This window comes from Serratia nevei, from assembly GCF_024160145.1.
Taxonomy (GTDB): Bacteria; Pseudomonadota; Gammaproteobacteria; order Enterobacterales; family Enterobacteriaceae; genus Serratia; species Serratia nevei_A.
In genome coordinates this window covers 20,261-45,813 of the sequence record NZ_JAMYWQ010000008.1, presented here as the reverse complement: position 1 = coordinate 45,813, position 25,553 = coordinate 20,261, and the positions used below count along the sequence as shown (strand labels likewise).

Below are 25,553 nucleotides of genomic sequence, written 5' to 3'. Positions count from 1 at the left end.
CCAGCAGCCAACAACGCTGCAGTTTGAAAGATGAAGGGTACGGGCCCGTTGTCACGATTCAAAGGTATTGATCTATGAGCAACCCAACCCCCTGGTGGCAGAACGGCGTCATCTACCAAATTTATCCGAAGAGTTTTCAGGACAGCACCGGCAACGGCTACGGCGATTTGGCTGGCGTGACCCGGCGGCTGGACTATCTGCAGGAGCTGGGCGTCGACGCCATCTGGCTGACGCCGGTCTACGTGTCGCCGCAGGTGGACAACGGCTATGACGTGGCGGACTACTGCGCCATCGATCCGGCTTACGGTACGATGGCGGACTTCGAGCAGCTGGTCGCCGCCGCCCACCGGCGCGGCATCCGCATCGTGATGGACATGGTGTTCAACCACACCTCGACCGAGCACCCGTGGTTCAAGGCCGCGCAGGATCGCCACAGCCCGTATCGCCAGTTCTACGTCTGGCGCGACGGCGAGGGGGAGATGCCGCCGAACAACTGGCGCTCCAAATTCGGCGGCAATGCCTGGCAGTGGCACGCCGGCAGCGGCCAGTACTATCTGCACCTGTTCGCCGTCGAGCAGGCGGATCTCAACTGGGAACATCCGCCGGTGCGCGAAGAGCTGAAGAAAGTGTGTCAGTTCTGGGCGGACAAAGGCGTCGACGGCCTGCGCCTCGACGTGATCAACCTGGTGTCCAAGCAGCAGGATTTCCCGTCCGACAACCAGGGCGATGGTCGCCGCTTCTACACCGACGGCCCGCGCATCCACGAGTTCCTGCAGGAAATGAGCCGCGACGTGTTTCAGCCACGCGGCCTGATGACGGTGGGCGAGATGTCTTCCACCACGCTTGAGCATTGCCAGCAGTACGCGGCGCAGAGCGGCGAAGAGCTGTCGATGACCTTCAACTTCCACCACCTGAAAGTGGACTACGCCAACGGAGAAAAATGGACGCGGGCGGCGCCGGATTACGTGGAGTTAAAGCAGATCTTCCGCCACTGGCAGCAAGGGATGCATAACCGCGCCTGGAACGCGCTGTTCTGGTGTAACCACGATCAGCCGCGCATCGTGTCGCGCTTCGGCGATGAAGGCGCACTGCGGGTGCCGGCCGCCAAAATGCTGGCGATGGTGCTGCACGGCATGCAGGGCACGCCTTATATCTACCAGGGTGAAGAGATCGGCATGACCAACCCCGGCTTCCGCGCCATCGAGCAGTACCGCGACGTGGAAAGCCTGAACATGTACGCCGAACTGAGCGCTCAGGGCCGCAGCGACGCCGAACTGCTGGCGATCCTGGCGGACAAATCGCGCGACAACGGCCGCACGCCGATGCAGTGGAGCGCCGCGCCGCACGCCGGTTTCACCACCGGCACGCCGTGGATCGGCTGCGCCGAGAACTACCCGCAGATCAACGCCGACGCGGCGCTGGCCGATCTCGACTCGGTGTTTTACGCCTACCGCCAGCTGATCACCCTGCGCAAGCAGTATCCGCTGCTGACCCACGGCGACTATCAGGATCTGGCGCCGGATCACCCGGCGCTGTGGTGCTATCAGCGCAGCTGGAACGGCCAGCGCCTGCTGGTGGTGGCCAACCTGAGCCGCGAGCCGCTGGCCTGGGCGGCGCAAGGCGTGGAAGCCTCCGCCCAGTGGCGCCCGCTGATGAGCAACTACAGCGACTCGGCGGATCAGCCGCAGGCGCTGACGCTGCGGCCGTTCGAAGCGGTGTGGTGGCTGCTCGAAGACTGACCCCGCAGGGCGCGGCGAGCGCTGCGCCCTACAATGTCCCCATCAGCGCCACCACCCCGGCGGCCGCTTGCGCCAACTGCTCATCGCTCATGTCGCTCACGCCCTGCACCAGATGCGGCGGCAGATAATCCATGCCGGTCAGGTTAGCCAGCGCGTGGAACGGCAGCAGCAGATCCTGCACCGGATAGCGGTTGTAGCCTGCCGGCGTGTAGGCCTGCGCGTTGCCGCCGGTGCTCACCACCAATTGCAGCGGCTTGCCATGCAGTTTGGTGCCCTCGCTGCCGTAGGCGAAACCATAGGTTAATACCGCGTCCTGCCATTCGCGCAGGATCGCCGGCGAGCTGTACCAGAAAAACGGGAACATCATCACCACCGCATCGTGGCTTTCCAGCAGTGCCTGTTCGCGCGCCACGTCGATGCGGTAATCCGGGTAAGCGCGGATCAGTTCGTGCACGGTCACGTTAGGCAGCGGGCGCACGGCCTCGATCAGCGCCTGGTTGATGCGCGACTCGTCGGGGGCGCGGTGGGCGGTTAACACTAAAATGCGTGACATAAATGATTCCTTGAACGTAAAGAAGATGAGGCATTTTTCCATTTCTGCCGCTTCGGGTGTAGGCTGTTCAAGGTCACTTTAATTTCAACCGAAAGTATCAACCACTATGTCGCTGCCCTTTGACGTGCACCGCCTGCTGCCGGCCTTCCTCGCCGCCGCGCAGGCGCAAAATTTCTCCGCCGCCGCCCGCCAGCTGGGCGTCACGCCGGCGGCGGTCAGCAAAAATATCCGCGCGCTGGAAGAGAAGCTGGCGCTGCGGCTGTTTCAGCGCAACACCCACAACGTGCTGCTGACCGACGAGGGCAAAGCGCTGCTGGCGCAGGTGGCGCCGCTGTGGCAGGCGTTGGCGGCGACGCTGGAAAGCGCCGGCGGCGAACGCCAGGCGCCGGCCGGGGTGGTGCGCGTCACGATGATCCCCGGCTTCGGCCGCCAGATGCTGATGCCGTTGATCCCGCAATTTCTGGCGCGCTACCCGCAGATCGATCTCGATCTGTCGCTGGACGCCCGGGTGGTGAATCTGGTGGGCGAAGGCTTCGACGTCGGCATCGGCAGCCGGGTCGATCCCGACAGCCGGCTGGTGGCGCGCCCGCTCTACCCGATGCATATGGCGCTGGCGGCGTCGCCCGACTATCTTGCGCGGCGCGGTGAACCACAAACGCCGCACGACCTGCTGCGGCACGACTGCCTGCTGCACCGCAACCCCGGCAACGGCCGCCACGTCAAATGGCAGCTGCGCCATCAGGGCGAAACGCTGGCGCTGGATCTGAACGGCCGATTGGTGGTGAGCCGCCCGGAAATGTTGCTGGATGCGGCGCTGGCCGGGCTGGGCATCGTCAACCTGGCGCGCTGGTACCTCGAAAAGCACTTCGAGCAGGGCACGCTGCGGCCGGTGCTGGCGGAGTGCTGGCCGCGCCCGGTGCAGCTGTGGCTCTATTACGCCTCGGCGGATCTGCCGCCGCGGGTGCGCGTCTGGGTCGATTTTCTGCTGGCGCATTTTCGCGATCGGCCAGTGAGCGATTGACGACTGTTCAGCTTGCGCACGCTCTTCCGTTTTCCTTGTTCTACATCAAAAGAATCTCGCCAGCATCTATATATAGTGCATTAAGAATTAAGAACACCTATATATAGTAGTTATCCACAAAATCATCCACACGCCGCCACAGCCCTTGCGCGCTGCGGCTTTACCCTGTGGATAAGCGAAATTTGACGGTTGCTCGCCGCGTCAGGCGGGTATGAACGCTCCCTCGGGGAACAAGGAGTACAACGTGAAACCAGTAGTGATTAAGCGGGACGGTTGCCAGGTACCTTTTGACGAAGCGCGCATCGCGCAGGCCATCGAGCGCGCCGCGCTGGCGGTGGGCGTGGTTGACGCCGACTACTGCGCCACCGTCGCCCGCGTGGTCGCTCAGCGCATGGCGCAGCAGCCGCGCGTCGATATCCACGAGATCCAGCAGGCGGTGGAAAACCAGCTGATGGCCGGCGAGTACAAACAGCTGGCGCGCGCCTATATCGAATACCGCCACGATCGCGACGTGGCGCGCGAGCTGCGCGGCCGCCTGAACCAGGAAATTCGCGGCCTGGTCGAGCAGAGCAACCGCGCGCTGCTGAACGAAAACGCCAACAAGGACAGCAAGGTGATCCCAACCCAGCGCGACCTGCTGGCGGGCATCGTCGCCAAACACTACGCCAAGCAGCACATCCTGCCGCGCGACGTGGTGCTGGCCCATGAACGCGGCGAAATTCACTATCACGATCTCGACTACTCGCCGTTCTTCCCGATGTTCAACTGCATGCTGATCGATCTGAAAGGCATGCTGACCAACGGCTTCAAGATGGGCAACGCCGAAATCGAGCCGCCGAAGTCGATCTCCACCGCCACCGCCGTGACCGCGCAGATCATCGCCCAGGTCGCCAGCCATATCTATGGCGGCACCACCATCAACCGCATCGATGAAATTCTGGCACCGTTCGTCGACGAGAGCTTCCGCAAACACCTGCAGGTGGCGGAGGAATGGCAGATCCCGGACGCCAAAGGCTATGCCATGGCGCGCACCGAGAAAGAGTGTTACGACGCCTTCCAGTCGCTGGAGTACGAGGTCAACACCCTGCACACCGCCAACGGCCAGACGCCGTTTGTCACCTTCGGCTTCGGCCTCGGCACCAGCTGGGAGTCGCGCCTGATCCAGCGCTCGATCCTGAAAAACCGCATCGCCGGGCTGGGCAAAAACCGCAAGACCGCCGTGTTCCCCAAACTGGTGTTCGCCATCCGCGACGGCCTCAACCACCAGTACGGCGATCCGAACTACGACATCAAGCAACTGGCGCTGGAGTGCGCCAGCAAGCGCATGTACCCGGACATCCTCAACTACGATCAGGTGGTGAAGGTCACCGGCTCGTTCAAAACGCCGATGGGCTGCCGCAGCTTCCTCGGCACCTACGAGCAGGACGGCGAGCTGGTGCACGACGGCCGCAACAACATCGGCGTCATCAGCCTCAACCTGCCGCGCATCGCGCTGGAGGCGATGGGCGATGAATCGCGCTTCTGGGCGCTGCTGGATCAGCGCCTGCAGCTGGCGAAAAAGGCCCTGATGACGCGCATCGCCCGGCTGGAAGGCATCAAGGCACGGGTGGCGCCAATCTTGTACATGGAAGGCGCCTGCGGCGTGCGGCTCAAGGCCGACGACAACATCGCCGATATCTTCAAGAACGGCCGCGCTTCAATTTCGCTGGGCTATATCGGCCTGCATGAGACCATCAACGCGCTGTTCGGCGGCGAAAACCACGTGTATGACGACGAAGCGCTGCGCGCCAAAGCGGTGGCGATCGTCGCGCGGCTGCGCGCCGCCGTCGACGCCTGGAAAGACGAGACCGGCTACGGCTTCAGCCTCTACAGCACGCCGAGCGAGAACCTGTGCGACCGCTTCTGCCGGCTGGACACCGCCGATTTCGGCGTGGTGCCGGGCGTTACCGACAAAGGCTATTACACCAACAGCTTCCACCTTGACGTGGAGAAGAAAGTTAACCCGTACGACAAGCTGGACTTCGAAGCGCCCTACCCGCCGTTGGCCAGCGGCGGCTTCATCTGCTACGGCGAGTACCCGAACCTGCAGCACAACCTGAAGGCGCTGGAAGACGTGTGGGACTACAGCTACAGCCGAGTGCCTTACTACGGCACCAACACGCCGATCGACGAGTGCTACGAATGCGGCTTCACCGGGGAATTCTCCTGCACCAGCAAAGGCTTCACCTGCCCGAAATGCGGCAACCACGACTCGGCCAAGGTCTCGGTCACCCGCCGGGTGTGCGGCTACCTCGGCAGCCCCGATGCCCGGCCGTTCAACGCCGGCAAGCAGGAAGAGGTGAAACGCCGGGTGAAACACCTCGGTAATGGACAGCTCGGCTGAAAAGCGCCGTGCAACCTAGGCAGAAGCCTGTTCATCAGGCGTGATTGTCGCAGCCAGTTTGCCTTCGGCCAGCGCGCACCAACCGCAGCGTACACGCAGTACGTGAGGATTGGGAGCCCTGCCCGGAGGCAAAATGGCCAGTAAAATAGCCTGATGGGCAGGCCTCACATGAATTATCACCAGTATTATCCAATCGACGTGGTCAACGGCCCCGGCACCCGCTGCACGCTGTTTGTCGCCGGCTGCGTGCACCAGTGCCCCGGCTGCTACAACAAAAGCACCTGGCGGCTCAACTCCGGCCAGCCGTTTACCCCGGCGCTGGAAGACCGCATCATCGCCGATCTGAACGATACGCGCGTGCCGCGCCAGGGGCTGTCGCTCTCCGGCGGCGATCCGCTGCATCCGGCCAACGTGCCGAGCATCTTAACGCTGGTGAAACGGGTGCGCGCCGAGTGCCCCGGCAAGGATATCTGGCTGTGGACCGGCTACCGGCTGGCGGAGCTGGACACGCAGCAAATGCAGGTGGTGGACAGGATCAACGTGCTGATCGACGGCAAGTTCGTGCAGGATTTGAAAGATCCGGCGCTGATCTGGCGCGGCAGCAGCAACCAGGTGGTGCATAGGTTGCGATGACAACGCTAGTTTGGAAATTTCTCGCGCTGGTGGGCAATCGAGAAAACCTTAATAACATCATCGACGATGATATACACCAACAACAGGGAGGCCTTGTTAATTAGCAGCTTACGCGCCTTCCCATACCAGAGCTTACCTAACTCAGGATGATCCAGCAGGCGCTTAACCGCTTTATCTATCTCGTTATCAGCCTGCACTGCCGCCTGTGGATTGAAAATATAAAGAAACTCAAAAATACGTTCCCTGTCCCGTAGCGCCGCATTATCCCATTCGATACGCATAACGATCCCTATTTTCGGTCGTATTTCGCTCTAATCTTTGCCTTAAAGGCATCCATGCTTTCTTCTACTTCTTGTTGGCTAAGGTAGACAGCATTACCCTCGTGCAGACGGGAAAAAGCTGCATCTACCTTATCTTTCAACCAGTTTTCGTGTTCCTCTGCAGCCCGTTGCTCATCAGCCATTTGCTCCGCCAAGCGGCGACAGGCTTCACTTAATGTCGTTCCTTTAGCCTCGGCGGCCTTTTGCGCCAAACGCTTGGTCTCATCTTCGATGCGAAACTGGATGCGACTTTCCATCTTTGCTCCTCCTACAATCGCACAATGGCGACACTGAATCTTGAACAGACACGTTAGCACATTTGTGACAACAACATCGAGATAAGCGGTCGTTTTTTGAACATTTTACACCAACCCCATCCCCACCACGCCGATCAGTGTGCCGCACAGCGCCACCAGCGCCGCCGTCAGGCACAGCGCGCGGGCAGAGAAGGCCTTGTTGAGCATCAGCAGCGAAGGCAGGCTGACCGCCGGCAGGGTCATCAGCAGTGCCAGCGCCGGGCCTGCGCCCATGCCCGCCAGCATCATGGTCTGCACGATCGGGATTTCCGCCGCGGTGGGGATAACGAACAGGCAGCCGACGATCGCCAGCGCGATGATCCACAGCAGGCTATTGTCGACGGCGCCGTCGGCGTGCGGGAACAGCCAGACCCGCGCTGCGCCCAGCGCCAGCACCGCCAGCACGTAGATCGGGATGGTCGACCAAAACAGCGCCCACAGCGCTTTCCCCCAGCGGGCAAGGAACGGCCGCTCGTCGCTCTGCGCCGTCATCACCGGCGGCTGCGGCGCGGCGGGCTGCGGATCGTTGGCGGTCACGCGCTGCACCAGCCAGGCGATGCCCAGCACCATCACCACGCCCGCCACCAGGCGGATGGCGGCGAACGGCCAACCGAGCACAAATCCCATAAACACCAACGTCGCCGGGTTCAATACCGGGTTGGCGAGCCAAAAGGCCAGCGCAGCGCCGCTGGACACCGACTGGCGGCGCATGCCGGCGGCAACCGGTGCGGCGCAGCAGGTGCACATCATGCCCGGCAGCGCGATCAGCGCCCCCAGCACGGTGCCGGAAAAACGCCGGTGGCCGAGCGTGCGCGCCAGCCAGTCGCGCGGGATCAGCACCTGCACCAGAGAACCTAGCAGCACCCCGAGCAGCGCCGCCTTCCATACCGCGGTGAAGTAGACCAGCGCGTACTGCCAGGCCGCCAACCAGGGGCTCGCGGCGCCGTCGGCCAGGATCGATTTGCCGATCGAGTGGCTGTCCGCCGCCACGAAGGCCTTGCCGTAGTAAGGCTGCCATTTGACGAAGTAGAGGCCGACGGCCACCACCAGCATAAACAGGATCGGTTTCCACAGCGGCCAGGCGCGTGGAGCGGGTTCAGGGGCGTTCAGCGGTTGCGGCATGGTCGCGGCCAGAGTCAGTCAACAGTGGCGCCAGCATAGCGCGCCGCCGCCGCCCGTGCACGCCCGGGCTGTCCTAAATAGTTCATCTGTTCGCCACCGACGCGTAACGCGATTGTCATCTGCGCCCGGCACCATGATGCCAACTTGAAAACCACAGGGTAGACGCCCGATGAAACGCACCGCTTTCGCCTTCATCGCACAGCCATCGGTATGACGAGGTTTTTATTATGATGGAGTTATCTAGACATCCGACCACTTACCCCACCCGCTATCAGCAGATCGCCGCGCAGCTGGAACTGGAGCTGCGCACGCAGTACCGCTGCGGCGACTACCTGCCTTCGGAACAGCAGCTGGCCGAGCGTTATCAGGTCAATCGCCACACCCTGCGCCGCGCGGTGGATCAGCTGGTGGAGCGCGGCTGGCTGCAGCGTCGCCACGGCGTCGGCATTCTGGTGCTGATGCGGCCTTACGACTACCCGCTGCACGCCAACACCCGCTTCAGCCAGAACCTGTTCGAGCAGGGCAGCCATCCCACCAGTGAGCGCTTACTCGCTGTCTTGCGCCCGTGCAATGGGCATGTCGCCAGCGCGCTCTCGCGTGAAGAAGGCGAAATGGTGATCCACTTGCGCACCCTGCGCCGAGTCAACGGCGTGCCGATGAGCGTGATCGACCACTATCTGCCCGATCTGGACTGGTGGCCGGCGCTGCAGCAGTTCCACAGCGGTTCGCTGCACCAGTTTATCGAACAGCACCTCCAGCAGCCGCTGACCCGCCGCCAGACGCGCATCAGCGCGCGCCGCGCGCAGGCCAAAGAGAGCCGGCTGCTGGAGATCGCCACCCACGCGCCGCTGCTGTGCGTGCGCACCCTTAACGTCCGCAGCGGCGGCGAAGACGTGGCGGAATACTCCGTCAGCCTGGCCCGCGCCGACATGATTGAACTGACGATGGAGCACTGAATGCAAGCCTTAGAGTCGAGACAACGCTGGATGTCGGTGCTGGCGCACAGCCGGCCCGAGCAGCTGCGCAGCCACTGGCAGGCGCTGAACCTCAGCCCGGGTTACCGCAGCATCCGCGCGCCGGAGATCGGCCTGGCCCAGCTGCAGGGACGCATGGGCGCCACCGGCCGCCGCTTCGTGCTGGGGGACATGACGGTCACCCGCGCGGTGGTGCAGCTGGACAACGGCGGCTACGGCTACAGCTATATCGCCGGGCGCGACAAGGCGCACGCCGAGCTGTGCGCGCTGGCCGATGCGCTGCTGCAACAGCCGGAACACGGCGAACGCCTGCAACAACAGCTGATCGCGCCGCTGGCCGCGCTGCAGCACGAACAGCGCCAGCTGCGCGCCCGGGCGATCGCCGCCAGCCGGGTAGACTTCTTTACGCTGGTGCGAGGGGATTAAGCCATGAGTTTATTGACCGGTTTTGAACAACCGATAGACCAATCGCAGCACGCTTTCCGTTTGATTCTTAAAGCCTTGAGCGAACCGGGCCACCGGGTGACGCTGCCGAACGGCCCGGCCTGGGCGCCGCTGAACGCCGCCAGCACCGCCGCGCTGCTGACGCTGGCCGATCAGGAAACGCCGCTGCAGCTGTGCACTGCGCTAAAAAGTGAGCAAGTGCTAACAAACATTCGTTTTCACAGCGGTGCGCCGCTGGCCGCCACGGCGCAGGAGGTCTGTTTTGCCCTGTTCGATGAGCAGCTGCAAGCCGCCGATCTGCAGGCGTTGCCGCACGGCACGGAAATCTCGCCGGAGTTCGGCGCCACGGTCATCGTGCAGCTCGCCGAACTGGAGAACGGCGCCGCGCTGCGCCTGACCGGCCCCGGCATCGAAAATCATCGCCTGATTGCGCCGCGCCTGCCGCCGGCGCTGCTGGATTACCTGATCAACCGCCCGCAGCGCTTCCCGCTGGGGCTGGATATTTTGCTGACCTGCGGCGATCGCCTGCTGGCGATCCCGCGGACCACCCGCGTGGAGGTGTGCTGATGTACGTAGCAGTAAAAGGGGGCGAAAAAGCCATTGAGGCCGCCCATCAGCTGCAGGAACAGCTGCGGCGCGGCGACGACGCGCTGCCGGCGATGGGCGCGGAACAAATCGAACAGCAGCTGGGGCTGGCGGTGGATCGGGTGATGACCGAAGGCGGCATCTACGATCGCGAGCTGGCGGCGCTGGCCATCAAACAGGCCAGCGGCGATCTGGTGGAGGCGATCTTCCTGCTGCGCGCCTACCGCACCACCCTGCCGCGCCTGGCGGTCAGCGAGCCGCTGGCCAGCGAAAACATGCGGCTGGAGCGGCGCATTTCGGCGGTTTACAAGGACTTGCCCGGCGGGCAGGTGCTGGGGCCGACCTACGACTACACCCACCGGCTGCTGGACTTCGCGCTGCTGGCGGAAGGCGAGGCGCCGCGTGCGCCGCAGGCCGACGAACCGCTGCCGGACAACTGCAGCCACGTGTTCGATCTGCTGTGCCGCCAGCAGTTGGCGCGGGAGGAACAGGACGACGGCAGCACGCCGGACGACATCACCCGCAACCCGCCGGTTTACCCCTGCTCGCGCTCGGCGCGCCTGCAGCAGCTGGTGCGCGGCGACGAAGGTTTTCTGCTGGCGCTCGGCTACGCCACCCAGCGCGGCTACGGCCGCAACCACCCGTTCGCCGGCGAGATCCGCACCGGCCACGTTTCGGTGGAGATCGTGCCTGAAGAGCTCGGTTTCGCCATCGATATCGGCGAAATCCTGCTGACCGAGTGCGAAATGGTCAACGGCTTCGTCGATCCAAAGGACCACCCGCCGCACTTCACCCGCGGCTACGGGCTGGTGTTCGGCCGCGCCGAACGCAAGGCGATGGCGATGGCGCTGGTGGACCGCGCATTGCAAAGCCCCGACTACGGCGAAGGCGTCGCCGGCCCGGCGCAGGACGAAGAGTTCGTGCTGGCCCACGCCGATAACGTCGAGGCCGCCGGCTTCGTCTCCCATCTCAAGCTGCCGCACTACGTCGACTTCCAGGCCGAACTGGCGCTGCTCAAGCGGCTGCGACAGGAATACAGCGAGCATCAGGAGGCCCGCGATGAGTGAAGTATTGACCGGCTATAACCTCGGCTATCTGGACGAGCAGACCAAACGCATGATCCGCCGCGCCATCCTCAAGGCGGTGGCGATCCCCGGCTATCAGGTGCCGTTCGGCGGCCGCGAAATGCCGATGCCCTACGGCTGGGGCACCGGCGGCATTCAGCTCACCGCCAGCGTCATCGGCCGCGCCGACGTGCTGAAGGTGATCGACCAGGGCGCCGACGACACCACCAACGCGGTGTCGATCCGCCGCTTCTTCCAGCGCGTCGCCGGGGTGGCCACCACCGAACGCACGCCGGAGGCCACGCTGATCCAAACCCGTCACCGCATTCCGGAAACGGCGCTGCACGAAGACCAGATCCTGATCTATCAGGTGCCGATCCCGGAGCCGCTGCGCTTTATCGAGCCGCGCGAAACCGAGACCCGCAAGATGCACGCGCTGGAGGAGTACGGCGTGATGCAGGTGAAGCTGTATGAGGACATCGCGCGCTACGGCCATATCGCCACCACCTACGCCTACCCGGTGAAGGTCAACGATCGCTACGTGATGGATCCGTCGCCGATCCCGAAATTCGACAACCCGAAAATGCACATGATGCCGGCGCTGCAACTGTTCGGCGCCGGGCGCGAGAAACGCATCTACGCCCTGCCGCCGTTCACCAAGGTGGAGAGCCTGGACTTCGACGACCATCCGTTCAGCGTGCAGCAGTGGGACGAACCCTGCGCGCTGTGCGGCTCGCGCCACAGCTACCTGGACGAGGTGGTGCTCGACGATCGGGGCAACCGCATGTTCGTCTGTTCGGACACCGACTACTGCCGGCAGCAGCTGGCGCAATCTTCGCAAGAGGCGCAGCACTGATGACTTCCACCCCTTTGAGCACCACCCCGCTGCTGTCGGTGAACCGGCTCACCCACCTGTACGCCCCCGGCAAGGGCTTCAGCGACGTGTCGTTCGACATCTATCCCGGCGAAGTGCTGGGCATCGTCGGCGAATCCGGCTCCGGCAAAACCACACTGCTGAAGTCGATCTCGGCGCGGTTGGCGCCGCAGCGCGGGCAGATCCTTTACCGCCCGCAGGCGGGCCAGGAACAGGATCTGTACGCCATGGCGGAGAGCGATCGCCGCCGCCTGCTGCGCACCGACTGGGGCGTGGTGCACCAGCACCCGCTCGACGGGCTGCGGCCGCAGGTCTCCGCCGGCGGCAACATCGGCGAACGGCTGATGGCCATCGGCCAGCGCCACTATGGCGACATTCGCCGCCAGGCCGGCCAGTGGCTGGAGGACGTCGAAATTCCGCTGTCGCGCCTCGACGATCTGCCGACCACCTTCTCCGGCGGCATGCAGCAGCGGCTGCAGATCGCCCGCAACCTGGTCACCCACCCCAAGCTGGTGTTTATGGATGAGCCGACCGGCGGGCTGGACGTATCGGTGCAGGCGCGCCTGCTCGATCTGCTGCGCAACCTGGTGGTGGAGATGCAGCTGGCGGCGGTGATCGTCACCCACGATCTCGGCGTGGCGCGGCTGCTGGCCCACCGCCTGCTGGTGATGAAACAGGGCGAAGTGGTAGAGAGCGGCCTGACCGACCGGGTGCTGGACGATCCGCACCACCCCTACACCCAGCTGCTGGTTTCTTCGGTGCTGTCGTAACCCAAGGCGATAACAGATGACTATGCAAATCCGAGTTGAACATCTCAGTAAAACCTTTGTGCTGCACCAGCAGTACGGCACCCGCCTGCCGGTGCTGCACGACGCCAACCTGACGGTCCACGGCGGCGAATGCGTGGTGCTGCACGGCCACTCCGGCAGCGGCAAATCCACCCTGCTGCGCTCGCTGTACGCCAACTACCTGCCGGACAGCGGCCATATCTGGATCAACCACCAGGGCGACTGGCTGGACATGGTCAGCGCCGACGCACGCCAAATTCTGGCGGTGCGCCGCCATACGCTGGGCTGGGTCAGCCAGTTCCTGCGGGTGATCCCGCGCATCAGCGCGCTGGAGGTGGTGATGCAGCCGCTGCTGGAACAGGGCGTCGAGCGCGCCGAGTGCCGTGAACGCGCCGAAGCGCTGCTCGCCGCGCTCAACGTGCCGCAGCGCCTGTGGCCGCTGGCGCCGTCCACCTTCTCCGGCGGCGAACAGCAGCGGGTGAACATCGCGCGCGGCTTTATCGTCGATTACCCCATTCTGTTGCTGGATGAACCGACCGCCTCGCTCGACAGCCGCAACAGCGCGGCGGTGGTGCAGCTTATCGAACGCGCCAAGGCGCGCGGCGCGGCGATCGTCGGCATTTTCCACGATGAAGGCGTCCGCCAACAGGTCGCCGACCGGCTTTATGACATGCAGGCGCCGCAGGCGCTGGAGGCCCTCTGATGATCGTCAATAACGTTAAGCTGGTGCTGGATGACCAGGTGGTGCAAGGCTCGCTGGAAATGCAGGACGGCGTGATCCGCAGCTTCGCCGACGGCCCGAGCCGGCTGCCGCAGGCGCTGGACGGCGACGGCGGCTGGCTGCTGCCGGGGCTGATCGAGCTGCATACCGACAACCTGGACAAGTTCTTTACCCCGCGCCCGAACGTCGACTGGCCGGCCCATTCGGCGATGAGCAGCCACGACGCGCTGATGGTGGCCAACGGCATCACCACGGTGCTGGACGCGGTAGCGATCGGCGACGTGCGCGACGGCGGCCACCGGCTGGAAAACCTGCAGAAGATGATCGACGCGGTGATCCACAGCCAGCGCGCCGGGGTGAACCGCGCCGAGCACCGGCTGCACCTGCGCTGCGAGCTGCCGCACGAGAGCACCCTGCCGCTGTTCGAACAGCTGATGGACAAGCCGGGCGTGTCGCTGGTGTCGCTGATGGACCATTCGCCGGGCCAGCGCCAGTTCGCCTCGCGCGAAAAATACCGCGAATACTATCAGGGCAAATACCACCTCAACGACCAGCAGATGAGCGAGTACGAGGAGCAGCAGGTCGCCCTGTCCGCCCGCTGGGCCGCGCCGAACCGCGAGGCGATCGCCGCCCACTGCCGCGCGCGCCGCATCTCGCTGGCCAGCCATGACGACGCCACCGCCGCGCACGTGGCCGAATCCTGCGCGCTGGGCAGCGCCATTGCCGAGTTCCCCACCACCGAAGCGGCCGCCCGCGCCTCGCACCAGCAGGGCCTGCAGGTGCTGATGGGCGCGCCGAACATCGTGCGCGGCGGTTCCCACTCCGGCAACGTGGCGGCGCACCAGCTGGCGGCGCTGGGCGTGCTGGATATTCTCTCTTCCGATTATTACCCGGCCAGCCTGCTGGACGCGGCGTTTCGCCTCGCGGCGGACGAGCGCAACGCCTACGATCTGCCCCAGGCGGTGCGCATGATCACCCGCAACCCGGCGCGGGCGCTGAATCTGCAGGATCGCGGCAGCCTCGCCGAAGGACTGCGGGCGGATCTGGTGCTGGCGCGGCCGCACGGCGAGCACGTTTACGTGCAGAACGTGTGGCGCCAGGGCAGGCAGGTATTCTGATGGCGCGGCTCATCTACCTGATGGGGCCTTCCGGCGCAGGCAAGGACAGCCTGCTGGCCGCGCTGCGGGCCGACGCCGACAGCGCGCCGCTGGTAGCGCACCGTTACATCACCCGGCCGGCGGACGCCGGCTGCGAGAATCATATTGCGCTGAGTGAACCGGAATTTCTGCGCCGCCGCGCTAAAGGGCTGTTCGCGCTCGACTGGCAGGCGCACCAACAGCGCTACGCGTTCGGGATCGAGGTGGATCTTTGGCTGCTGCAGGGGATCGACGTGGCGGTCAACGGTTCGCGCGCCCACCTGCCGCAGGCGCAGCAGCGCTATGGTGCGCAGCTGCTGCCGGTGTGTCTGCAGGTCAGCGCCGGGATCCTGCGCCGGCGCCTGCAGGATCGCGGGCGAGAAAGCGCCGAACAGATCGAGCAGCGGCTGGCGCGGGCGGCGGAATATCAGCAGAGCCTGCCCGCCGGCTGCCGGGTGCTGCACAACGACGGCCCACTCGACGACACCCTGGCGGCGCTGCTGGCGCTGCTGCCTACCACTACCCGACAAACTCAGGACGCGACGCCATGAACGACTTCGCCCAGCCGAAAATCGGCGACAACGTGACCCTTAACCGCACCCGGCTCGGCCAATATGTGCATCTGGCCGACGATGCGATCCTGGAAGAGGTGGAGATGGGGGACTACTCCTACACCGCCGGGCACAACCAGATCTTTTACGCCACCATCGGCAAGTTCGTCTCCATCGCCTCCTATGCGCGCATCAATCCCGGCAACCACCCGACCTACCAGCGCATCGCGCAGCACCACTTCACCTACCGCGCTTCCGAATACGGGCTGGGGGAAGACGATGCGGCGTTCTTCGACTGGCGGCGCGAGCACCACGTCACCGTCGGCCACGACGTGTGGATCGGCCATAACGCCATCCTGATGCCGGGCGTCAGCGTCGGCAACGGCGCGGTGATCGGCAGCGCGGCGGTGGTCACCAAGGACGTGGAGCCTTACAGCATCGTCGCCGGCGTGGCGGCCAAGAAGATCGGCATGCGCTTTGACGACGCGCTGATAGAACGCATCGAACGCAGCCAGTGGTGGCACTGGGATCACGCCACGCTGCAGGCGCGGCTGGCGGATTTTCGCGACATCAACCGCTTTGCGCAGAAGTACCTTTAACGGAGGGGAGCGATGCAACTGACCTTTCTCGGCACCGGCGGCGCGCAGCAGGTGCCGGTGTTCGGCTGCGACTGCCCTATCTGCCAACGGGCGCGGCGCGAGCCGGCATTTCGGCGGCGAGCGTGCAGCGCCATGCTTAACTATCAGGGAGAAACGACCTTATTGGATGCGGGATTACCGGCTTTGGAGCGGCGATTTTCGGCGGGGCAAATTCAACGTTTTTTACTGACACATTACCACATGGATCACGTTCAGGGGTTATTTCCTTTGCGTTGGGGGTGCGGAAATTCCATTCCGGTGTATGGCCCGCCGGATGAACAGGGCTGCGACGACCTGTTCAAACACCCCGGCATTCTGGCGTTTCAGCCGCCGCTGGCGCCCTTCGCCACCGTCGAGCTGGGCGGCATGCGCATCACCCCGCTGCCGCTGCAACACTCCAAACTGACCCACGGCTATCTGATCCAGGCGGCGGGCGCTGCGCTGGCCTACCTGACCGACACCGTCGGCCTGCCGCCGGCCACCGCCGACTATCTGCAAAACGTGGCGCTGGATCTGCTGGTGCTCGATTGCAGCCTGCCGCCCCAGCCGCAGGCGCCGCGCAACCACAACGATCTGACCCGCGCGCAGGAGACGCAGCGGTTGCTGCAGCCCAAACGCACGCTGCTGACGCACATCAGCCATCATCTCGATCTGTGGCTGCTGGACAACGAACTGCCCGCCGGGCTGGAGCTGGCGTTCGATCACCTCAGCGTCAGCCTCGGTAACAGTGCAGCCGATCCGACTCCAGCACCCTGACCCCTTCGCCCGGCGTGAACGCCTGCTGCAGCAGCGTTTGCGCCACGTCTTTGGCGGAGACGGCGCGCCATTTGCCGGGCAGCAGCCTGAACAGCGGCAGCGTGAGGCGCTCCATCAGGCGCGGCGCAGGGCGATCCCCCACCAGCATGGAAGGCCGCACCAGCGTCAGGCGCGGCCAGTGCTGTTCGCGCAGCGCCTGCTCCATCTCGCCTTTGGTGCGGTTATACAGGAAGGTGGAATCCGCGTTGGCGCCCAGCGCGCTCACCACCAGACAGTGCTGCGCCCCCAAGCGGCGGCCGGTCAGCGCGCTCTCCACCACCAACTGGTAATCGACGTAGCGGAAGGCATCGGCGCTGCCCGCCGCCCGGCGGGTGGTGCCCAGGCAGCAGAACACCAGATCGACCGGTTGCTGCAGGCTACTCAGCAGCTCGAACAGCGCATCGCCGACCGGGTTGGTCAGCTTGCCGTGCGGCGGCAGCGGCGTGCGCGTTGGCGCCACGATGGCCGTTATCTGCGGATCGCTTTGCAACCGCTGCAGCAACTCGCGCCCCACCAGCCCGGTTGCGCCGACTAACAGTGCTCGCGCCATGCAATCTCCCGTTGTAATCAATACGTCGACTTAAAGTATAGACCGCGCCCAATGCAGCTTCTTGCCGAAGCCGAGGGTGTTGTCGGTCATCTTCACCTCGTGCAGATCCAGCCGCCAAACCGAGGCCTTCATCGCCCTGGCGATCGGGAAGCGCTTGCAGTAACGCGCGCGCGCCGCCTCGGCTTCTTCGCCGCTCAGCAGCACCGCCTCGGCGCGGTACTGCACGCCGCGGATCAGCGCGATGCTTTTCGGCTTCGGCGCGATGGTGCCAACCACCCGGCCGTTGTTCAGCATCAGCCCGCCGTGGCGGGTGTGCGGTTCGGTCATCAGCCACAGCGCCATCGCCGCGGCGTCGAACACGTAAAAACAGTTGGCGCACCACATGTCGAGGCCGTCGCCGGCGCACAGCGTCAAGACGTGTTGTTTGCCGATGAAATCCGCAATCTGCTGCCGTTGTTCTGGGGTATTCAAGGTTACTCGCCTCCCTGTTCACTCACTTCATCTTACCCTGCGTTGTTGAGGCGAGTCACAAATAACGATAATCCTCAAAAAACCAAATTGAATATAAAAACACAATAACTGCATTTTTATTAAATTAAGCCCAAAGCAGATTTATAACATAAAAAATACAAGACGGATTTATTTGATCGTTATGCAACCGGTTATTCGAGCGGTTTTATTGTTCCCATCCTGGCGGAACATCAATTTAGCCCGCCCGCCCAGCACCGATTAGCAATTCGTTTACATGCCCGTTAGCCCACCTGAACGCTGTTTATGCAACTCATTGCATAACAGGTGAATAGTTATTTATAAACACCGGCATTTATGTGACTTTTATCACGATTTTTAGCCCACCTTGCGTTAAAATAGCGCCATCTTTTCACTCAGCAAGGTGGATTAGAAAATGGAAAACAATAACCGAAAAATGGCGCACATCAGGCGCACAACCCATATTATGATGATGGCTCATCGCAGCTGCTTTAGCTTCGCATTCTTCAACTACAGATAACCCTCTCCCCTCGCTCTTACGCCGTTGATAAGAGTGTCATTGCGTTTTTACTTATTCTCCGCACGCCGGTGATAATATCGCTTTCTCGCTAACCGGGAAGGACACGCAATTCATTCTTAATTTCGGCCAAGCGCATCCAAGCTAAATAAAACAGCGAACACAGTTAATGCCTTTCGGCATCGCTGGGTTCTCGCACACCTTTATTTTCGTGAAGGCGTTAACGGCAAATGGAATTATTTGCCGGCGGACTGCCTTTGCCTGAAGAATGAGAAAAATGAAAAAATTAAAAATTGCCGCCAACACCCAAACCCTCGGCTGTTTTGAAACTGAACGCGACATCGTCGATGTGCATCACAGCGATTTTAATGACGTCGCCGCCATCGTGCTGTCGGTAGACGACGTCATGCAAGGTATGTTGGCGCGCATCGAAGAGCACGGCCTGAACATTCCGCTGTTCGTCGCCGTCTGCTGCGAAGAAGAGTTGGATAACGCCGTACTGCCGGCGCTGCACGGCGTGTTTGAGCTGTGCGGCAAGAACACCCAGTTCTACGGCAAACAGCTGGAGGCCGCCGCCGCCAAATATGAGAGCGAGCTGCTGCCGCCGTTCTTCAACACGCTGACGCAGTATGTGGAAATGGGCAACGCCACCTTCGCCTGCCCCGGCCACCAGGGCGGCGAGTTCTTCCGCAAACACCCGGCGGGCCGCCAGTTCTTCGACTTCTACGGCGAAACGCTTTTCCGATCCGACATGTGCAACGCCGACGTCAAACTGGGCGATCTGTTGATCCACGAAGGCGCGCCTTGCGCCGCGCAGCAGCACGCCGCCAAGGTGTTCAACGCCGACAAGACCTACTTCGTGCTCAACGGCACCTCGGCCTCGAACAAGGTAGCGACCAACGCCCTGCTGACGCGCGGCGACCTGGTGCTGTTCGACCGCAACAACCATAAATCCAACCACCACGGCGCGTTGATCCAGGCCGGCGCCACGCCGGTTTACCTGGAAACCGCCCGCAACCCGTTCGGCTTTATCGGCGGCATCGACGCGCACTGCTTCGACGAACGCTACCTGCGCCAACAGATCCGCGAAGTGGCGCCGGAACGCGCCAACGAAGCCCGCCCGTTCCGCCTGGCGATCATCCAGCTCGGCACCTACGACGGCACCATCTACAACGCCCGCCAGGTGGTCGACAAGATTGGCCACCTGTGCGATTACATCCTGTTCGACTCCGCCTGGGTGGGCTATGAGCAGTTCATTCCGATGATGAAAGACTGCTCGCCGCTGCTGTTGGAGCTGAACGAAAACGATCCCGGCATCATCGTCACCCAGTCGGTGCACAAACAGCAGGCCGGTTTCTCGCAGACCTCGCAGATCCACAAAAAAGATAAGCACATCAAGGGCCAGAGCCGCTACTGCAACCACAAGCGCTTCAACAACGCCTTTATGCTGCACGCCTCCACCAGCCCGTTCTATCCGCTGTTCGCCGCGCTGGACGTCAACGCCAAGATGCACGAAGGCAAAAGCGGCCAGCGCCTGTGGCAGGAGTGCGTGCGCGTGGGGATCGAAGCGCGCAAAATGCTGCTGGACACCTGTACGATGATCAAACCGTTCGTGCCGGATCAGATCGACGGCAAACCGTGGCAGGCCTATGACACCACGGCGATGGCCAACGATCTGCGCTTCTTCAACTTCGTGCCCGGCGAGAAATGGCACGCCTTTGAGGGCTATGCCGAATCGCAGTACTTCGTCGATCCGTGCAAACTGCTGCTCACCACGCCGGGCATCGATACCGCCACCGGCAGCTACAGCGAATTCGGCATCCCGGCGACCATTCTGGCCAACTACCTGCGTGAAAACGGCATCGTGCCGGAAAAATGCGATCTCAACTCGATCCTGTTCCTGCTGACGCCGGCGGAAGACATCGCCAAGATGCAGCATCTGGTGGCCCTGATCGCCCGCTTCGAGAAGCACATCGAGCAGAACTCTCTGCTCAGCGAGGTGCTGCCTGCGGTCTATAAAAACCACCAGCAGCGCTACCAAAACTACACCATCCGCCAGCTGTGCCAGGAAATGCACGACCTTTACGTCAGCTACGACGTTAAAGAGCTGCAAAAAGAGATGTTCCGCAAAAGTTATTTCCCGCGCGTGGTGATGAATCCGCAGGACGCCAATACCGAGTTCGTGCGCGGCAATGTGGAATTGGTCTCGCTGGCTAAAGCCGAGGGCCGCATCGCCGCCGAAGGCGCCCTGCCTTACCCGCCGGGCGTGCTGTGCGTGGTGCCCGGTGAAATTTGGGGCGGCGCCGCGCAGCGTTATTTCCTGGCATTGGAAGAAGGCATCAACTTATTGCCGGGATTCGCGCCGGAATTGCAGGGCGTTTATATCCAACAGGATGAGGACGGCTGGAACCGCGCTTACGGCTACGTCATGAAAAATTAATCACCTTACGGGGCGGCGATGATTCTCGCCGCCCGGATCGCATCCTAAAAGAGAAAATGATCATGAGTAAGTCCAATAATAAAATGGGGGTCGTGCAATTAACGATCCTGACCGCCGTGAATATGATGGGTTCCGGCATAATTATGCTGCCGACCAAGCTGGCCGAAGTGGGCACGATTTCGATCGTTTCCTGGCTGGTGACCGCCGTCGGCTCGATGGCGCTGGCTTACGCCTTCGCCAAATGCGGCATGTTCAGCCGTAAATCCGGCGGCATGGGCGGCTACGCCGAATACGCCTTCGGCAAATCGGGCAACTTTATGGCGAACTACACCTACGGCGTTTCGCTGCTGATCGCCAACATCGCCATCGCCATTTCCGCCGTCGGCTACGGCACCGAGCTGTTTGGCGCTACGCTCAGCCCGCTCGGGATCTGTATCGCCACCATCGGCGTGCTGTGGCTGGCGACCGTCGCCAACTTCGGCGGTGCGCGCATCACCGGCAAAATCAGCGGCATCACCGTCTGGGGCGTGATCATTCCGGTGGTGGGCATCTCGGTCATCGGCTGGTACTGGTTCAGCGGCAGCGCCTACGTCGCCGCCTGGAACCCGCATCAGGTGCCGACCTTCGAAGCCATCGGCGCCTCGATCTCGATGACCCTGTGGGCATTCCTGGGGCTGGAATCCGCCTGCGCCAACACCGACGTGGTGGAAAACCCGGAGCGCAACGTGCCGATCGCCGTACTGGGCGGCACCCTCAGCGCGGCGGTGATCTATATCGTTTCGACCAACGTGATCGCCGGCATCGTGCCGAACATGGATCTGGCCAACTCCACCGCCCCGTTCGGGCTGGCGTTCTCGCACATGTTCAACCCAACGGTCGGCAAGATCATCATGGCGTTGATGGTCATGTCCTGCGTCGGCTCGCTGCTCGGCTGGCAGTTCACCATCGCTCAGGTGTTCAAATCCTCCGCCGACAGCGGCTTCTTCCCGAAAATCTTCTCCAAGCTGAGCAAGGCCGACGCGCCGGTTAAAGGCATGCTGACCATCGTCATCATCCAGAGCGGCCTGTCGCTGATGACCATCAGCCCGTCGCTGAACAAGCAGTTCAACGTGCTGGTGAACCTGGCGGTGGTGACCAACATCATCCCTTACATCCTGTCGATGGCGGCGCTGGTCATTATTCAGAAAGTGGCGAAGGTGCCGGACAACAAGGCGCGCATCGCCAATATCATCGCCGGCATCGGCGCGCTGTACAGCTTCTACGCGCTCTACAGCTCCGGTGAGGAAGCGATGATGTGGGGCGCCATCGCCACCTTCCTCGGCTGGACGCTGTACGGCATCGTCTCACCGCGCTTCGAGCTGGCGGGAAAAAAGGGGTAACGCGGTAAGACACCGGCGGCCGGGGATGGGATTGTGATGGCGAACATGCCATCATACGCCGACCCTGGCCACCGAAACGGCGTACGATGACCGACACTTCCCCCACTCCCTGGCACCTTTACATGCTGCGTTTACCGAGCGGCATGCTGTATACCGGCATCACCACCGACGTGGCGCGCCGCCTGGCGCAGCATCAGGCCGGCAAAGGCGCCAAGGCGCTGCGTGGCAAAGGGGAATTGACGCTGGCGTTTCACTGCCAGGTGGGGGATCGCTCAACGGCGCTGAAGCTGGAATACCGCGTCAAACAGCTGAGCAAAATACAAAAAGAGCGGCTGGTGAACCACCCGCCGCTGTCGTTGGAGTATTTATTAGCTGTATGAGGCTGTACGGTAGAAATTCTGCAGATTTTTTGGTTGCCGGCACAGCTATTAAAATTCAATAGGTTATCACCTACTCCACTAGCGTGGGGAACACGCCAAGCCAGGTCAGGATATTTTGTACAATTTCGGTTTATCCCCGCTGGCGCGGGGAACACGCTTTTCTGACGCTGGCAGACAGCCGGCCGATCGGTTTATCCCCGCTGGCGCGGGGAACACGCCAGTCAGAAGCCCATCCATATCCTCACCATGCGGTTTATCCCCGCTGGCGCGGGGAACACCGGTAGCCGCGTTTACCCCACTTCGATGCGGGCGGTTTATCCCCGCTGGCGCGGGGAACACACAGAAAGGCCCGCACGCGCCTGGCGGTATTCCGGTTTATCCCCGCTGGCGCGGGGAACACACTGATGCCTACAATATACCCTAGTGCTGTTTCGGTTTATCCCCGCTGGCGCGGGGAACACTGTACTCACAAACTCACCGTTGGATAGGTTGGCGGTTTATCCCCGCTGGCGCGGGGAACACTAGCATTCTGCATTGTGTGGGTGATTTGTGTTCGGTTTATCCCCGCTGGCGCGGGGAACACGCTGGCGCTGTTCAAATCCAACAAGACGATCCCGGTTTATCCCCGCTGGCGCGGGGAACACATTGCGGCGACCGCGCTTTTTATCCTTCTTCCCGGTTTATCCCCGCTGGCGCGGGGAACACATCACCAGCGCCACCGCGCCGTTAACCAGAGCCGGTTTATCCCCGCTGGCGCGGGGAACACTTGTTGTGGGTGATTTGTGTTCTTTACATAAAACGGTTTATCCCCGCTGGCGCGGGGAACACGAAAATTCTTCCCTGGCGCCGCGATGAGCCAGAGGTTTATCCCCGCTGGCGCGGGGAACACGTTACCGAAGGGAACATCCTCACGCTCAGATGCGGTTTATCCCCGCTGGCGCGGGGAACACTGCGGGAGGGGAAATAGCATGACCTGTAATTGCGGTTTATCCCCGCTGGCGCGGGGAACACAACTACCCAATGAAATCTGTTTACCATTCAGGCGGTTTATCCCCGCTGGCGCGGGGAACACAAATGCGGCTTGAGCGCAAGCGTCAACGTGAGCGGTTTATCCCCGCTGGCGCGGGGAACACAAATTGACCGTATTTGTTTGTACGAGTCAGGCCGGTTTATCCCCGCTGGCGCGGGGAACACAACATATTTAATGCATTCAAATATGCAAGTTCCGGTTTATCCCCGCTGGCGCGGGGAACACCTCCCCCGCCTCGCCCGCGCGCTAAAAGGGTGCGGTTTATCCCCGCTGGCGCGGGGAACACGCCTCTTCAATCTCGCCAAGGGCATCGCCGACCGGTTTATCCCCGCTGGCGCGGGGAACACGTGCGCGTCCGAACCATCTGGTGAGTCATATTCGGTTTATCCCCGCTGGCGCGGGGAACACTAGCGGATGCGCTGGGGATCTGACGATGAACACGGTTTATCCCCGCTGGCGCGGGGAACACTTCTTCCACAAAAAAGCGCGGTGCTCTGGATCCGGTTTATCCCCGCTGGCGCGGGGAACACATATTGACATCATCAAAGCACTCGCCCGTTTCCGGTTTATCCCCGCTGGCGCGGGGAACACTGGCAAATCGAAAGGATAAGTAAATGCAAGACCGGTTTATCCCCGCTGGCGCGGGGAACACTGTGCTGTTGTACGCGCAGATCATAACCGAATCGGTTTATCCCCGCTGGCGCGGGGAACACACAAATCCAGAGGGCTTATCGTTATTGATAAACGGTTTATCCCCGCTGGCGCGGGGAACACTTCACCGTTGAAATATACGCGGTGATAGTCGCCGGTTTATCCCCGCTGGCGCGGGGAACACAATCGTCCAGACGCCCACCGAATCCTGATAGGCGGTTTATCCCCGCTGGCGCGGGGAACACGTCTATCCATTTCAGCCAACACCGATTTCAAAGCGGTTTATCCCCGCTGGCGCGGGGAACACCCTGGTGGTCTCGTTGAGCGGGCGAGTTTGTTACGGTTTATCCCCGCTGGCGCGGGGAACACACAACCTGTTTTACTGAGGCGCTGGCGGATGGCGGTTTATCCCCGCTGGCGCGGGGAACACGGGATGACTCAGACATCTATCGAGTTGAAGTTCGGTTTATCCCCGCTGGCGCGGGGAACACTTCAACGGCACGCTGGACAACATGGCGCGATTCGGTTTATCCCCGCTGGCGCGGGGAACACTGCCAAGCTGGTGTCGAACTGATCCATTTGTTCGGTTTATCCCCGCTGGCGCGGGGAACACGGATGCGCGGCGATCTGAAGGTGTTTTCTCGAACGGTTTATCCCCGCTGGCGCGGGGAACACTACTGGCTCGAGCTGCGCATCCGTAGCGACGGCGGTTTATCCCCGCTGGCGCGGGGAACACGCCGATGTGCTTCGCGAGGATCGACAGGTCTTCGGTTTATCCCCGCTGGCGCGGGGAACACTAACTATGGGGTTGCTATCCAAAGAGAACCGCCGGTTTATCCCCGCTGGCGCGGGGAACACCTTCGCCCGATAATCGCGGAGATCATTCCAATCGGTTTATCCCCGCTGGCGCGGGGAACACGGAATACCAAAGGATCAGAAGGTGCTGTGTAACCGGTTTATCCCCGCTGGCGCGGGGAACACATTAAAAGTCGCTGCTACTTTATTTTCAAAACCGGTTTATCCCCGCTGGCGCGGGGAACACCCCTCCGGCGCTGCTGCCAGCATATCTGGCCCCGGTTTATCCCCGCTGGCGCGGGGAACACGCCGTTGTCGTTCACGGTGTATGTGGTGTTGGCGGTTTATCCCCGCTGGCGCGGGGAACACGTCATGTTGTTCTACAACCACACCACCGTGGGCGGTTTATCCCCGCTGGCGCGGGGAACACCTGACTCTCGCCCTGCCGATGAACCGTGTTGACGGTTTATCCCCGCTGGCGCGGGGAACACCATATTCAACAGACTCACCCTCCACAGCGGAACGGTTTATCCCCGCTGGCGCGGGGAACACGTCAGAGAGGCATATCAAGGCCCGTTGTTCAACGGTTTATCCCCGCTGGCGCGGGGAACACGCCGTTGTCGTTCACGGTGTATGTGGTGTTGGCGGTTTATCCCCGCTGGCGCGGGGAACACTTCGAATCGGG

25 protein-coding genes and 1 CRISPR repeat array (1 of these 26 cut by a window edge) are annotated in these 25,553 nt (G+C 62.4%); of the genes, 19 read left to right on the top strand and 6 right to left on the bottom strand.

Annotated elements, in window-relative coordinates; all coding sequences use genetic code 11:
- Positions 1-74 precede the first annotated feature (74 nt).
- A complete protein-coding gene (treC, locus tag M6G53_RS08095; RefSeq protein WP_253330374.1) occupies positions 75-1,739 on the top strand; it encodes an alpha,alpha-phosphotrehalase in 1,665 nt (554 codons plus the stop codon).
- A 28-nt stretch (positions 1,740-1,767) separates the two neighbouring features.
- On the opposite strand, the gene M6G53_RS08090 is transcribed toward treC, so the two are convergent.
- Positions 1,768-2,292 (bottom strand): NAD(P)H-dependent oxidoreductase, encoded by a 525-nt coding sequence (locus tag M6G53_RS08090; RefSeq protein WP_253330372.1) that lies wholly within the window; start codon positions 2,290-2,292, stop codon positions 1,768-1,770.
- Positions 2,293-2,398: 106 nt separating this feature from the next.
- Between M6G53_RS08090 and M6G53_RS08085 the strand changes: the two genes are divergently transcribed.
- The 3 genes from M6G53_RS08085 (at position 2,399) to nrdG (ending at position 6,329) form a co-directional block, all read left to right on the top strand.
- On the top strand, positions 2,399-3,313 hold the full coding sequence (locus tag M6G53_RS08085) for a LysR family transcriptional regulator (protein ID WP_253330370.1): 915 nt from the start codon (positions 2,399-2,401) through the stop codon (positions 3,311-3,313).
- A 244-nt stretch (positions 3,314-3,557) separates the two neighbouring features.
- Positions 3,558-5,696: an anaerobic ribonucleoside-triphosphate reductase gene (gene nrdD / locus M6G53_RS08080; RefSeq protein ID WP_110157234.1), complete on the top strand. Its 2,139-nt coding sequence runs from the start codon at positions 3,558-3,560 to the stop codon at positions 5,694-5,696.
- Between the two features lie 168 nt (positions 5,697-5,864).
- Positions 5,865-6,329 (top strand): anaerobic ribonucleoside-triphosphate reductase-activating protein, encoded by a 465-nt coding sequence (gene nrdG, locus M6G53_RS08075; RefSeq protein WP_015376444.1) that lies wholly within the window; start codon positions 5,865-5,867, stop codon positions 6,327-6,329.
- A 5-nt stretch (positions 6,330-6,334) separates the two neighbouring features.
- On the opposite strand, the gene M6G53_RS08070 is transcribed toward nrdG, so the two are convergent.
- The 3 genes from M6G53_RS08070 to M6G53_RS08060 form a co-directional block, all read right to left on the bottom strand.
- Positions 6,335-6,610: a type II toxin-antitoxin system RelE/ParE family toxin gene (locus M6G53_RS08070; RefSeq protein WP_253330368.1), complete on the bottom strand. Its 276-nt coding sequence runs from the start codon at positions 6,608-6,610 to the stop codon at positions 6,335-6,337.
- Positions 6,611-6,618: 8 nt separating this feature from the next.
- Complete coding sequence (locus tag M6G53_RS08065; protein WP_013811307.1) at positions 6,619-6,906, bottom strand: type II toxin-antitoxin system RelB/DinJ family antitoxin; 288 nt, start codon at positions 6,904-6,906, stop codon at positions 6,619-6,621.
- A 105-nt stretch (positions 6,907-7,011) separates the two neighbouring features.
- A complete protein-coding gene (locus M6G53_RS08060) occupies positions 7,012-8,067 on the bottom strand; it encodes a permease (RefSeq protein WP_253330366.1) in 1,056 nt (351 codons plus the stop codon).
- 227 nt (positions 8,068-8,294) lie between these two features.
- On the opposite strand from M6G53_RS08060, the gene phnF reads away from it, so the two are divergent.
- The 11 genes from phnF to phnP are packed head-to-tail and all read left to right on the top strand — an operon-like array spanning position 8,295 to position 16,598.
- On the top strand, positions 8,295-9,023 hold the full coding sequence (gene phnF / locus M6G53_RS08055) for a phosphonate metabolism transcriptional regulator PhnF (RefSeq protein ID WP_164049959.1): 729 nt from the start codon (positions 8,295-8,297) through the stop codon (positions 9,021-9,023).
- The gene (phnG, locus tag M6G53_RS08050; protein WP_019453314.1) at positions 9,024-9,467 is read left to right on the top strand and encodes a phosphonate C-P lyase system protein PhnG; all 444 of its coding nucleotides are present in this window, start codon (positions 9,024-9,026) and stop codon (positions 9,465-9,467) included. It abuts the gene before it with no gap.
- Positions 9,468-9,470: 3 nt separating this feature from the next.
- Positions 9,471-10,052: a phosphonate C-P lyase system protein PhnH gene (gene phnH, locus M6G53_RS08045; RefSeq protein ID WP_213873177.1), complete on the top strand. Its 582-nt coding sequence runs from the start codon at positions 9,471-9,473 to the stop codon at positions 10,050-10,052.
- Positions 10,052-11,137 carry a carbon-phosphorus lyase complex subunit gene (locus M6G53_RS08040; protein WP_253330364.1) on the top strand — a complete coding sequence of 362 codons (1,086 nt, stop codon included), beginning with the start codon at positions 10,052-10,054 and terminating at the stop codon, positions 11,135-11,137. Before phnH ends, M6G53_RS08040 begins: the two co-directional genes overlap by 1 nt.
- Positions 11,130-11,990, top strand: coding sequence for an alpha-D-ribose 1-methylphosphonate 5-phosphate C-P-lyase PhnJ (locus M6G53_RS08035; RefSeq protein ID WP_253330362.1), 861 nt, complete (start codon positions 11,130-11,132; stop codon positions 11,988-11,990). The genes M6G53_RS08040 and M6G53_RS08035 overlap by 8 nt, the downstream gene beginning before the upstream one ends.
- Positions 11,990-12,778, top strand: a complete 789-nt coding sequence (gene phnK, locus M6G53_RS08030) for a phosphonate C-P lyase system protein PhnK (protein WP_038879071.1) — start codon at positions 11,990-11,992, stop codon at positions 12,776-12,778. Before M6G53_RS08035 ends, phnK begins: the two co-directional genes overlap by 1 nt.
- 16 nt (positions 12,779-12,794) lie before the next feature.
- Complete coding sequence (gene phnL, locus M6G53_RS08025) at positions 12,795-13,499, top strand: phosphonate C-P lyase system protein PhnL (protein WP_047729228.1); 705 nt, start codon at positions 12,795-12,797, stop codon at positions 13,497-13,499.
- Positions 13,499-14,635 (top strand): alpha-D-ribose 1-methylphosphonate 5-triphosphate diphosphatase, encoded by a 1,137-nt coding sequence (gene phnM / locus M6G53_RS08020; protein WP_253330360.1) that lies wholly within the window; start codon positions 13,499-13,501, stop codon positions 14,633-14,635. The genes phnL and phnM overlap by 1 nt, the downstream gene beginning before the upstream one ends.
- Positions 14,635-15,204, top strand: a complete 570-nt coding sequence (phnN, locus tag M6G53_RS08015) for a ribose 1,5-bisphosphokinase (RefSeq protein WP_253330358.1) — start codon at positions 14,635-14,637, stop codon at positions 15,202-15,204. The genes phnM and phnN overlap by 1 nt, the downstream gene beginning before the upstream one ends.
- Entirely contained in the window at positions 15,201-15,803 is a 603-nt protein-coding gene (locus tag M6G53_RS08010) for a DapH/DapD/GlmU-related protein (RefSeq protein ID WP_015376431.1), read from the top strand. The genes phnN and M6G53_RS08010 overlap by 4 nt, the downstream gene beginning before the upstream one ends.
- Before the next feature lie 12 nt (positions 15,804-15,815).
- Positions 15,816-16,598: a phosphonate metabolism protein PhnP gene (phnP, locus tag M6G53_RS08005; protein ID WP_253330356.1), complete on the top strand. Its 783-nt coding sequence runs from the start codon at positions 15,816-15,818 to the stop codon at positions 16,596-16,598.
- On the opposite strand, the gene M6G53_RS08000 is transcribed toward phnP, so the two are convergent.
- Both M6G53_RS08000 and M6G53_RS07995 read right to left on the bottom strand, forming a co-directional pair.
- Entirely contained in the window at positions 16,555-17,187 is a 633-nt protein-coding gene (locus tag M6G53_RS08000) for an NAD(P)H-binding protein (protein ID WP_049198715.1), read from the bottom strand. The genes phnP and M6G53_RS08000 overlap by 44 nt on opposite strands.
- 30 nt (positions 17,188-17,217) lie before the next feature.
- A complete protein-coding gene (locus M6G53_RS07995) occupies positions 17,218-17,658 on the bottom strand; it encodes a YhbP family protein (RefSeq protein WP_033648653.1) in 441 nt (146 codons plus the stop codon).
- 433 nt (positions 17,659-18,091) lie between these two features.
- Between M6G53_RS07995 and speFL the strand changes: the two genes are divergently transcribed.
- The 4 genes from speFL (at position 18,092) to M6G53_RS07975 (ending at position 22,392) form a co-directional block, all read left to right on the top strand.
- Positions 18,092-18,196, top strand: coding sequence for a leader peptide SpeFL (gene speFL, locus M6G53_RS07990; protein WP_004933443.1), 105 nt, complete (start codon positions 18,092-18,094; stop codon positions 18,194-18,196).
- Between the two features lie 274 nt (positions 18,197-18,470).
- Positions 18,471-20,633, top strand: a complete 2,163-nt coding sequence (gene speF, locus M6G53_RS07985) for an ornithine decarboxylase SpeF (RefSeq protein WP_253330354.1) — start codon at positions 18,471-18,473, stop codon at positions 20,631-20,633.
- A gap of 62 nt (positions 20,634-20,695) precedes the next feature.
- Positions 20,696-22,012, top strand: coding sequence for a putrescine-ornithine antiporter (gene potE / locus M6G53_RS07980; RefSeq protein ID WP_253330352.1), 1,317 nt, complete (start codon positions 20,696-20,698; stop codon positions 22,010-22,012).
- Positions 22,013-22,098: 86 nt separating this feature from the next.
- A complete protein-coding gene (locus M6G53_RS07975; protein WP_253330350.1) occupies positions 22,099-22,392 on the top strand; it encodes a GIY-YIG nuclease family protein in 294 nt (97 codons plus the stop codon).
- A 126-nt stretch (positions 22,393-22,518) separates the two neighbouring features.
- Positions 22,519-25,553: direct repeats of the CRISPR family, unit length 29 nt; unit sequence CGGTTTATCCCCGCTGGCGCGGGGAACAC; it runs 1,640 nt beyond the window's last position.

Excerpts from the sequence above, each read along its gene's own strand:
- treC (WP_253330374.1), top strand. The coding sequence starts at position 75 with ATGAGCAACCCAACCCCCTGGTGGCAGAACGGCGTCATCTACCAAATT.
- M6G53_RS08090 (WP_253330372.1), bottom strand. The coding sequence starts at position 2,292 with ATGTCACGCATTTTAGTGTTAACCGCCCACCGCGCCCCCGACGAGTCG.
- M6G53_RS08085 (WP_253330370.1), top strand. The coding sequence starts at position 2,399 with ATGTCGCTGCCCTTTGACGTGCACCGCCTGCTGCCGGCCTTCCTCGCC.
- nrdG (WP_015376444.1), top strand. The coding sequence starts at position 5,865 with ATGAATTATCACCAGTATTATCCAATCGACGTGGTCAACGGCCCCGGC.
- M6G53_RS08070 (WP_253330368.1), bottom strand. The coding sequence starts at position 6,610 with ATGCGTATCGAATGGGATAATGCGGCGCTACGGGACAGGGAACGTATT.
- M6G53_RS08065 (WP_013811307.1), bottom strand. The coding sequence starts at position 6,906 with ATGGAAAGTCGCATCCAGTTTCGCATCGAAGATGAGACCAAGCGTTTG.
- M6G53_RS08060 (WP_253330366.1), bottom strand. The coding sequence starts at position 8,067 with ATGCCGCAACCGCTGAACGCCCCTGAACCCGCTCCACGCGCCTGGCCG.
- phnF (WP_164049959.1), top strand. The coding sequence starts at position 8,295 with ATGATGGAGTTATCTAGACATCCGACCACTTACCCCACCCGCTATCAG.
- phnG (WP_019453314.1), top strand. The coding sequence starts at position 9,024 with ATGCAAGCCTTAGAGTCGAGACAACGCTGGATGTCGGTGCTGGCGCAC.
- phnH (WP_213873177.1), top strand. The coding sequence starts at position 9,471 with ATGAGTTTATTGACCGGTTTTGAACAACCGATAGACCAATCGCAGCAC.
- M6G53_RS08040 (WP_253330364.1), top strand. The coding sequence starts at position 10,052 with ATGTACGTAGCAGTAAAAGGGGGCGAAAAAGCCATTGAGGCCGCCCAT.
- M6G53_RS08035 (WP_253330362.1), top strand. The coding sequence starts at position 11,130 with ATGAGTGAAGTATTGACCGGCTATAACCTCGGCTATCTGGACGAGCAG.
- phnK (WP_038879071.1), top strand. The coding sequence starts at position 11,990 with ATGACTTCCACCCCTTTGAGCACCACCCCGCTGCTGTCGGTGAACCGG.
- phnL (WP_047729228.1), top strand. The coding sequence starts at position 12,795 with ATGACTATGCAAATCCGAGTTGAACATCTCAGTAAAACCTTTGTGCTG.
- phnM (WP_253330360.1), top strand. The coding sequence starts at position 13,499 with ATGATCGTCAATAACGTTAAGCTGGTGCTGGATGACCAGGTGGTGCAA.
- phnN (WP_253330358.1), top strand. The coding sequence starts at position 14,635 with ATGGCGCGGCTCATCTACCTGATGGGGCCTTCCGGCGCAGGCAAGGAC.
- M6G53_RS08010 (WP_015376431.1), top strand. The coding sequence starts at position 15,201 with ATGAACGACTTCGCCCAGCCGAAAATCGGCGACAACGTGACCCTTAAC.
- phnP (WP_253330356.1), top strand. The coding sequence starts at position 15,816 with ATGCAACTGACCTTTCTCGGCACCGGCGGCGCGCAGCAGGTGCCGGTG.
- M6G53_RS08000 (WP_049198715.1), bottom strand. The coding sequence starts at position 17,187 with ATGGCGCGAGCACTGTTAGTCGGCGCAACCGGGCTGGTGGGGCGCGAG.
- speFL (WP_004933443.1), top strand. The coding sequence starts at position 18,092 with ATGGAAAACAATAACCGAAAAATGGCGCACATCAGGCGCACAACCCAT.
- speF (WP_253330354.1), top strand. The coding sequence starts at position 18,471 with ATGAAAAAATTAAAAATTGCCGCCAACACCCAAACCCTCGGCTGTTTT.
- potE (WP_253330352.1), top strand. The coding sequence starts at position 20,696 with ATGAGTAAGTCCAATAATAAAATGGGGGTCGTGCAATTAACGATCCTG.
- M6G53_RS07975 (WP_253330350.1), top strand. The coding sequence starts at position 22,099 with ATGACCGACACTTCCCCCACTCCCTGGCACCTTTACATGCTGCGTTTA.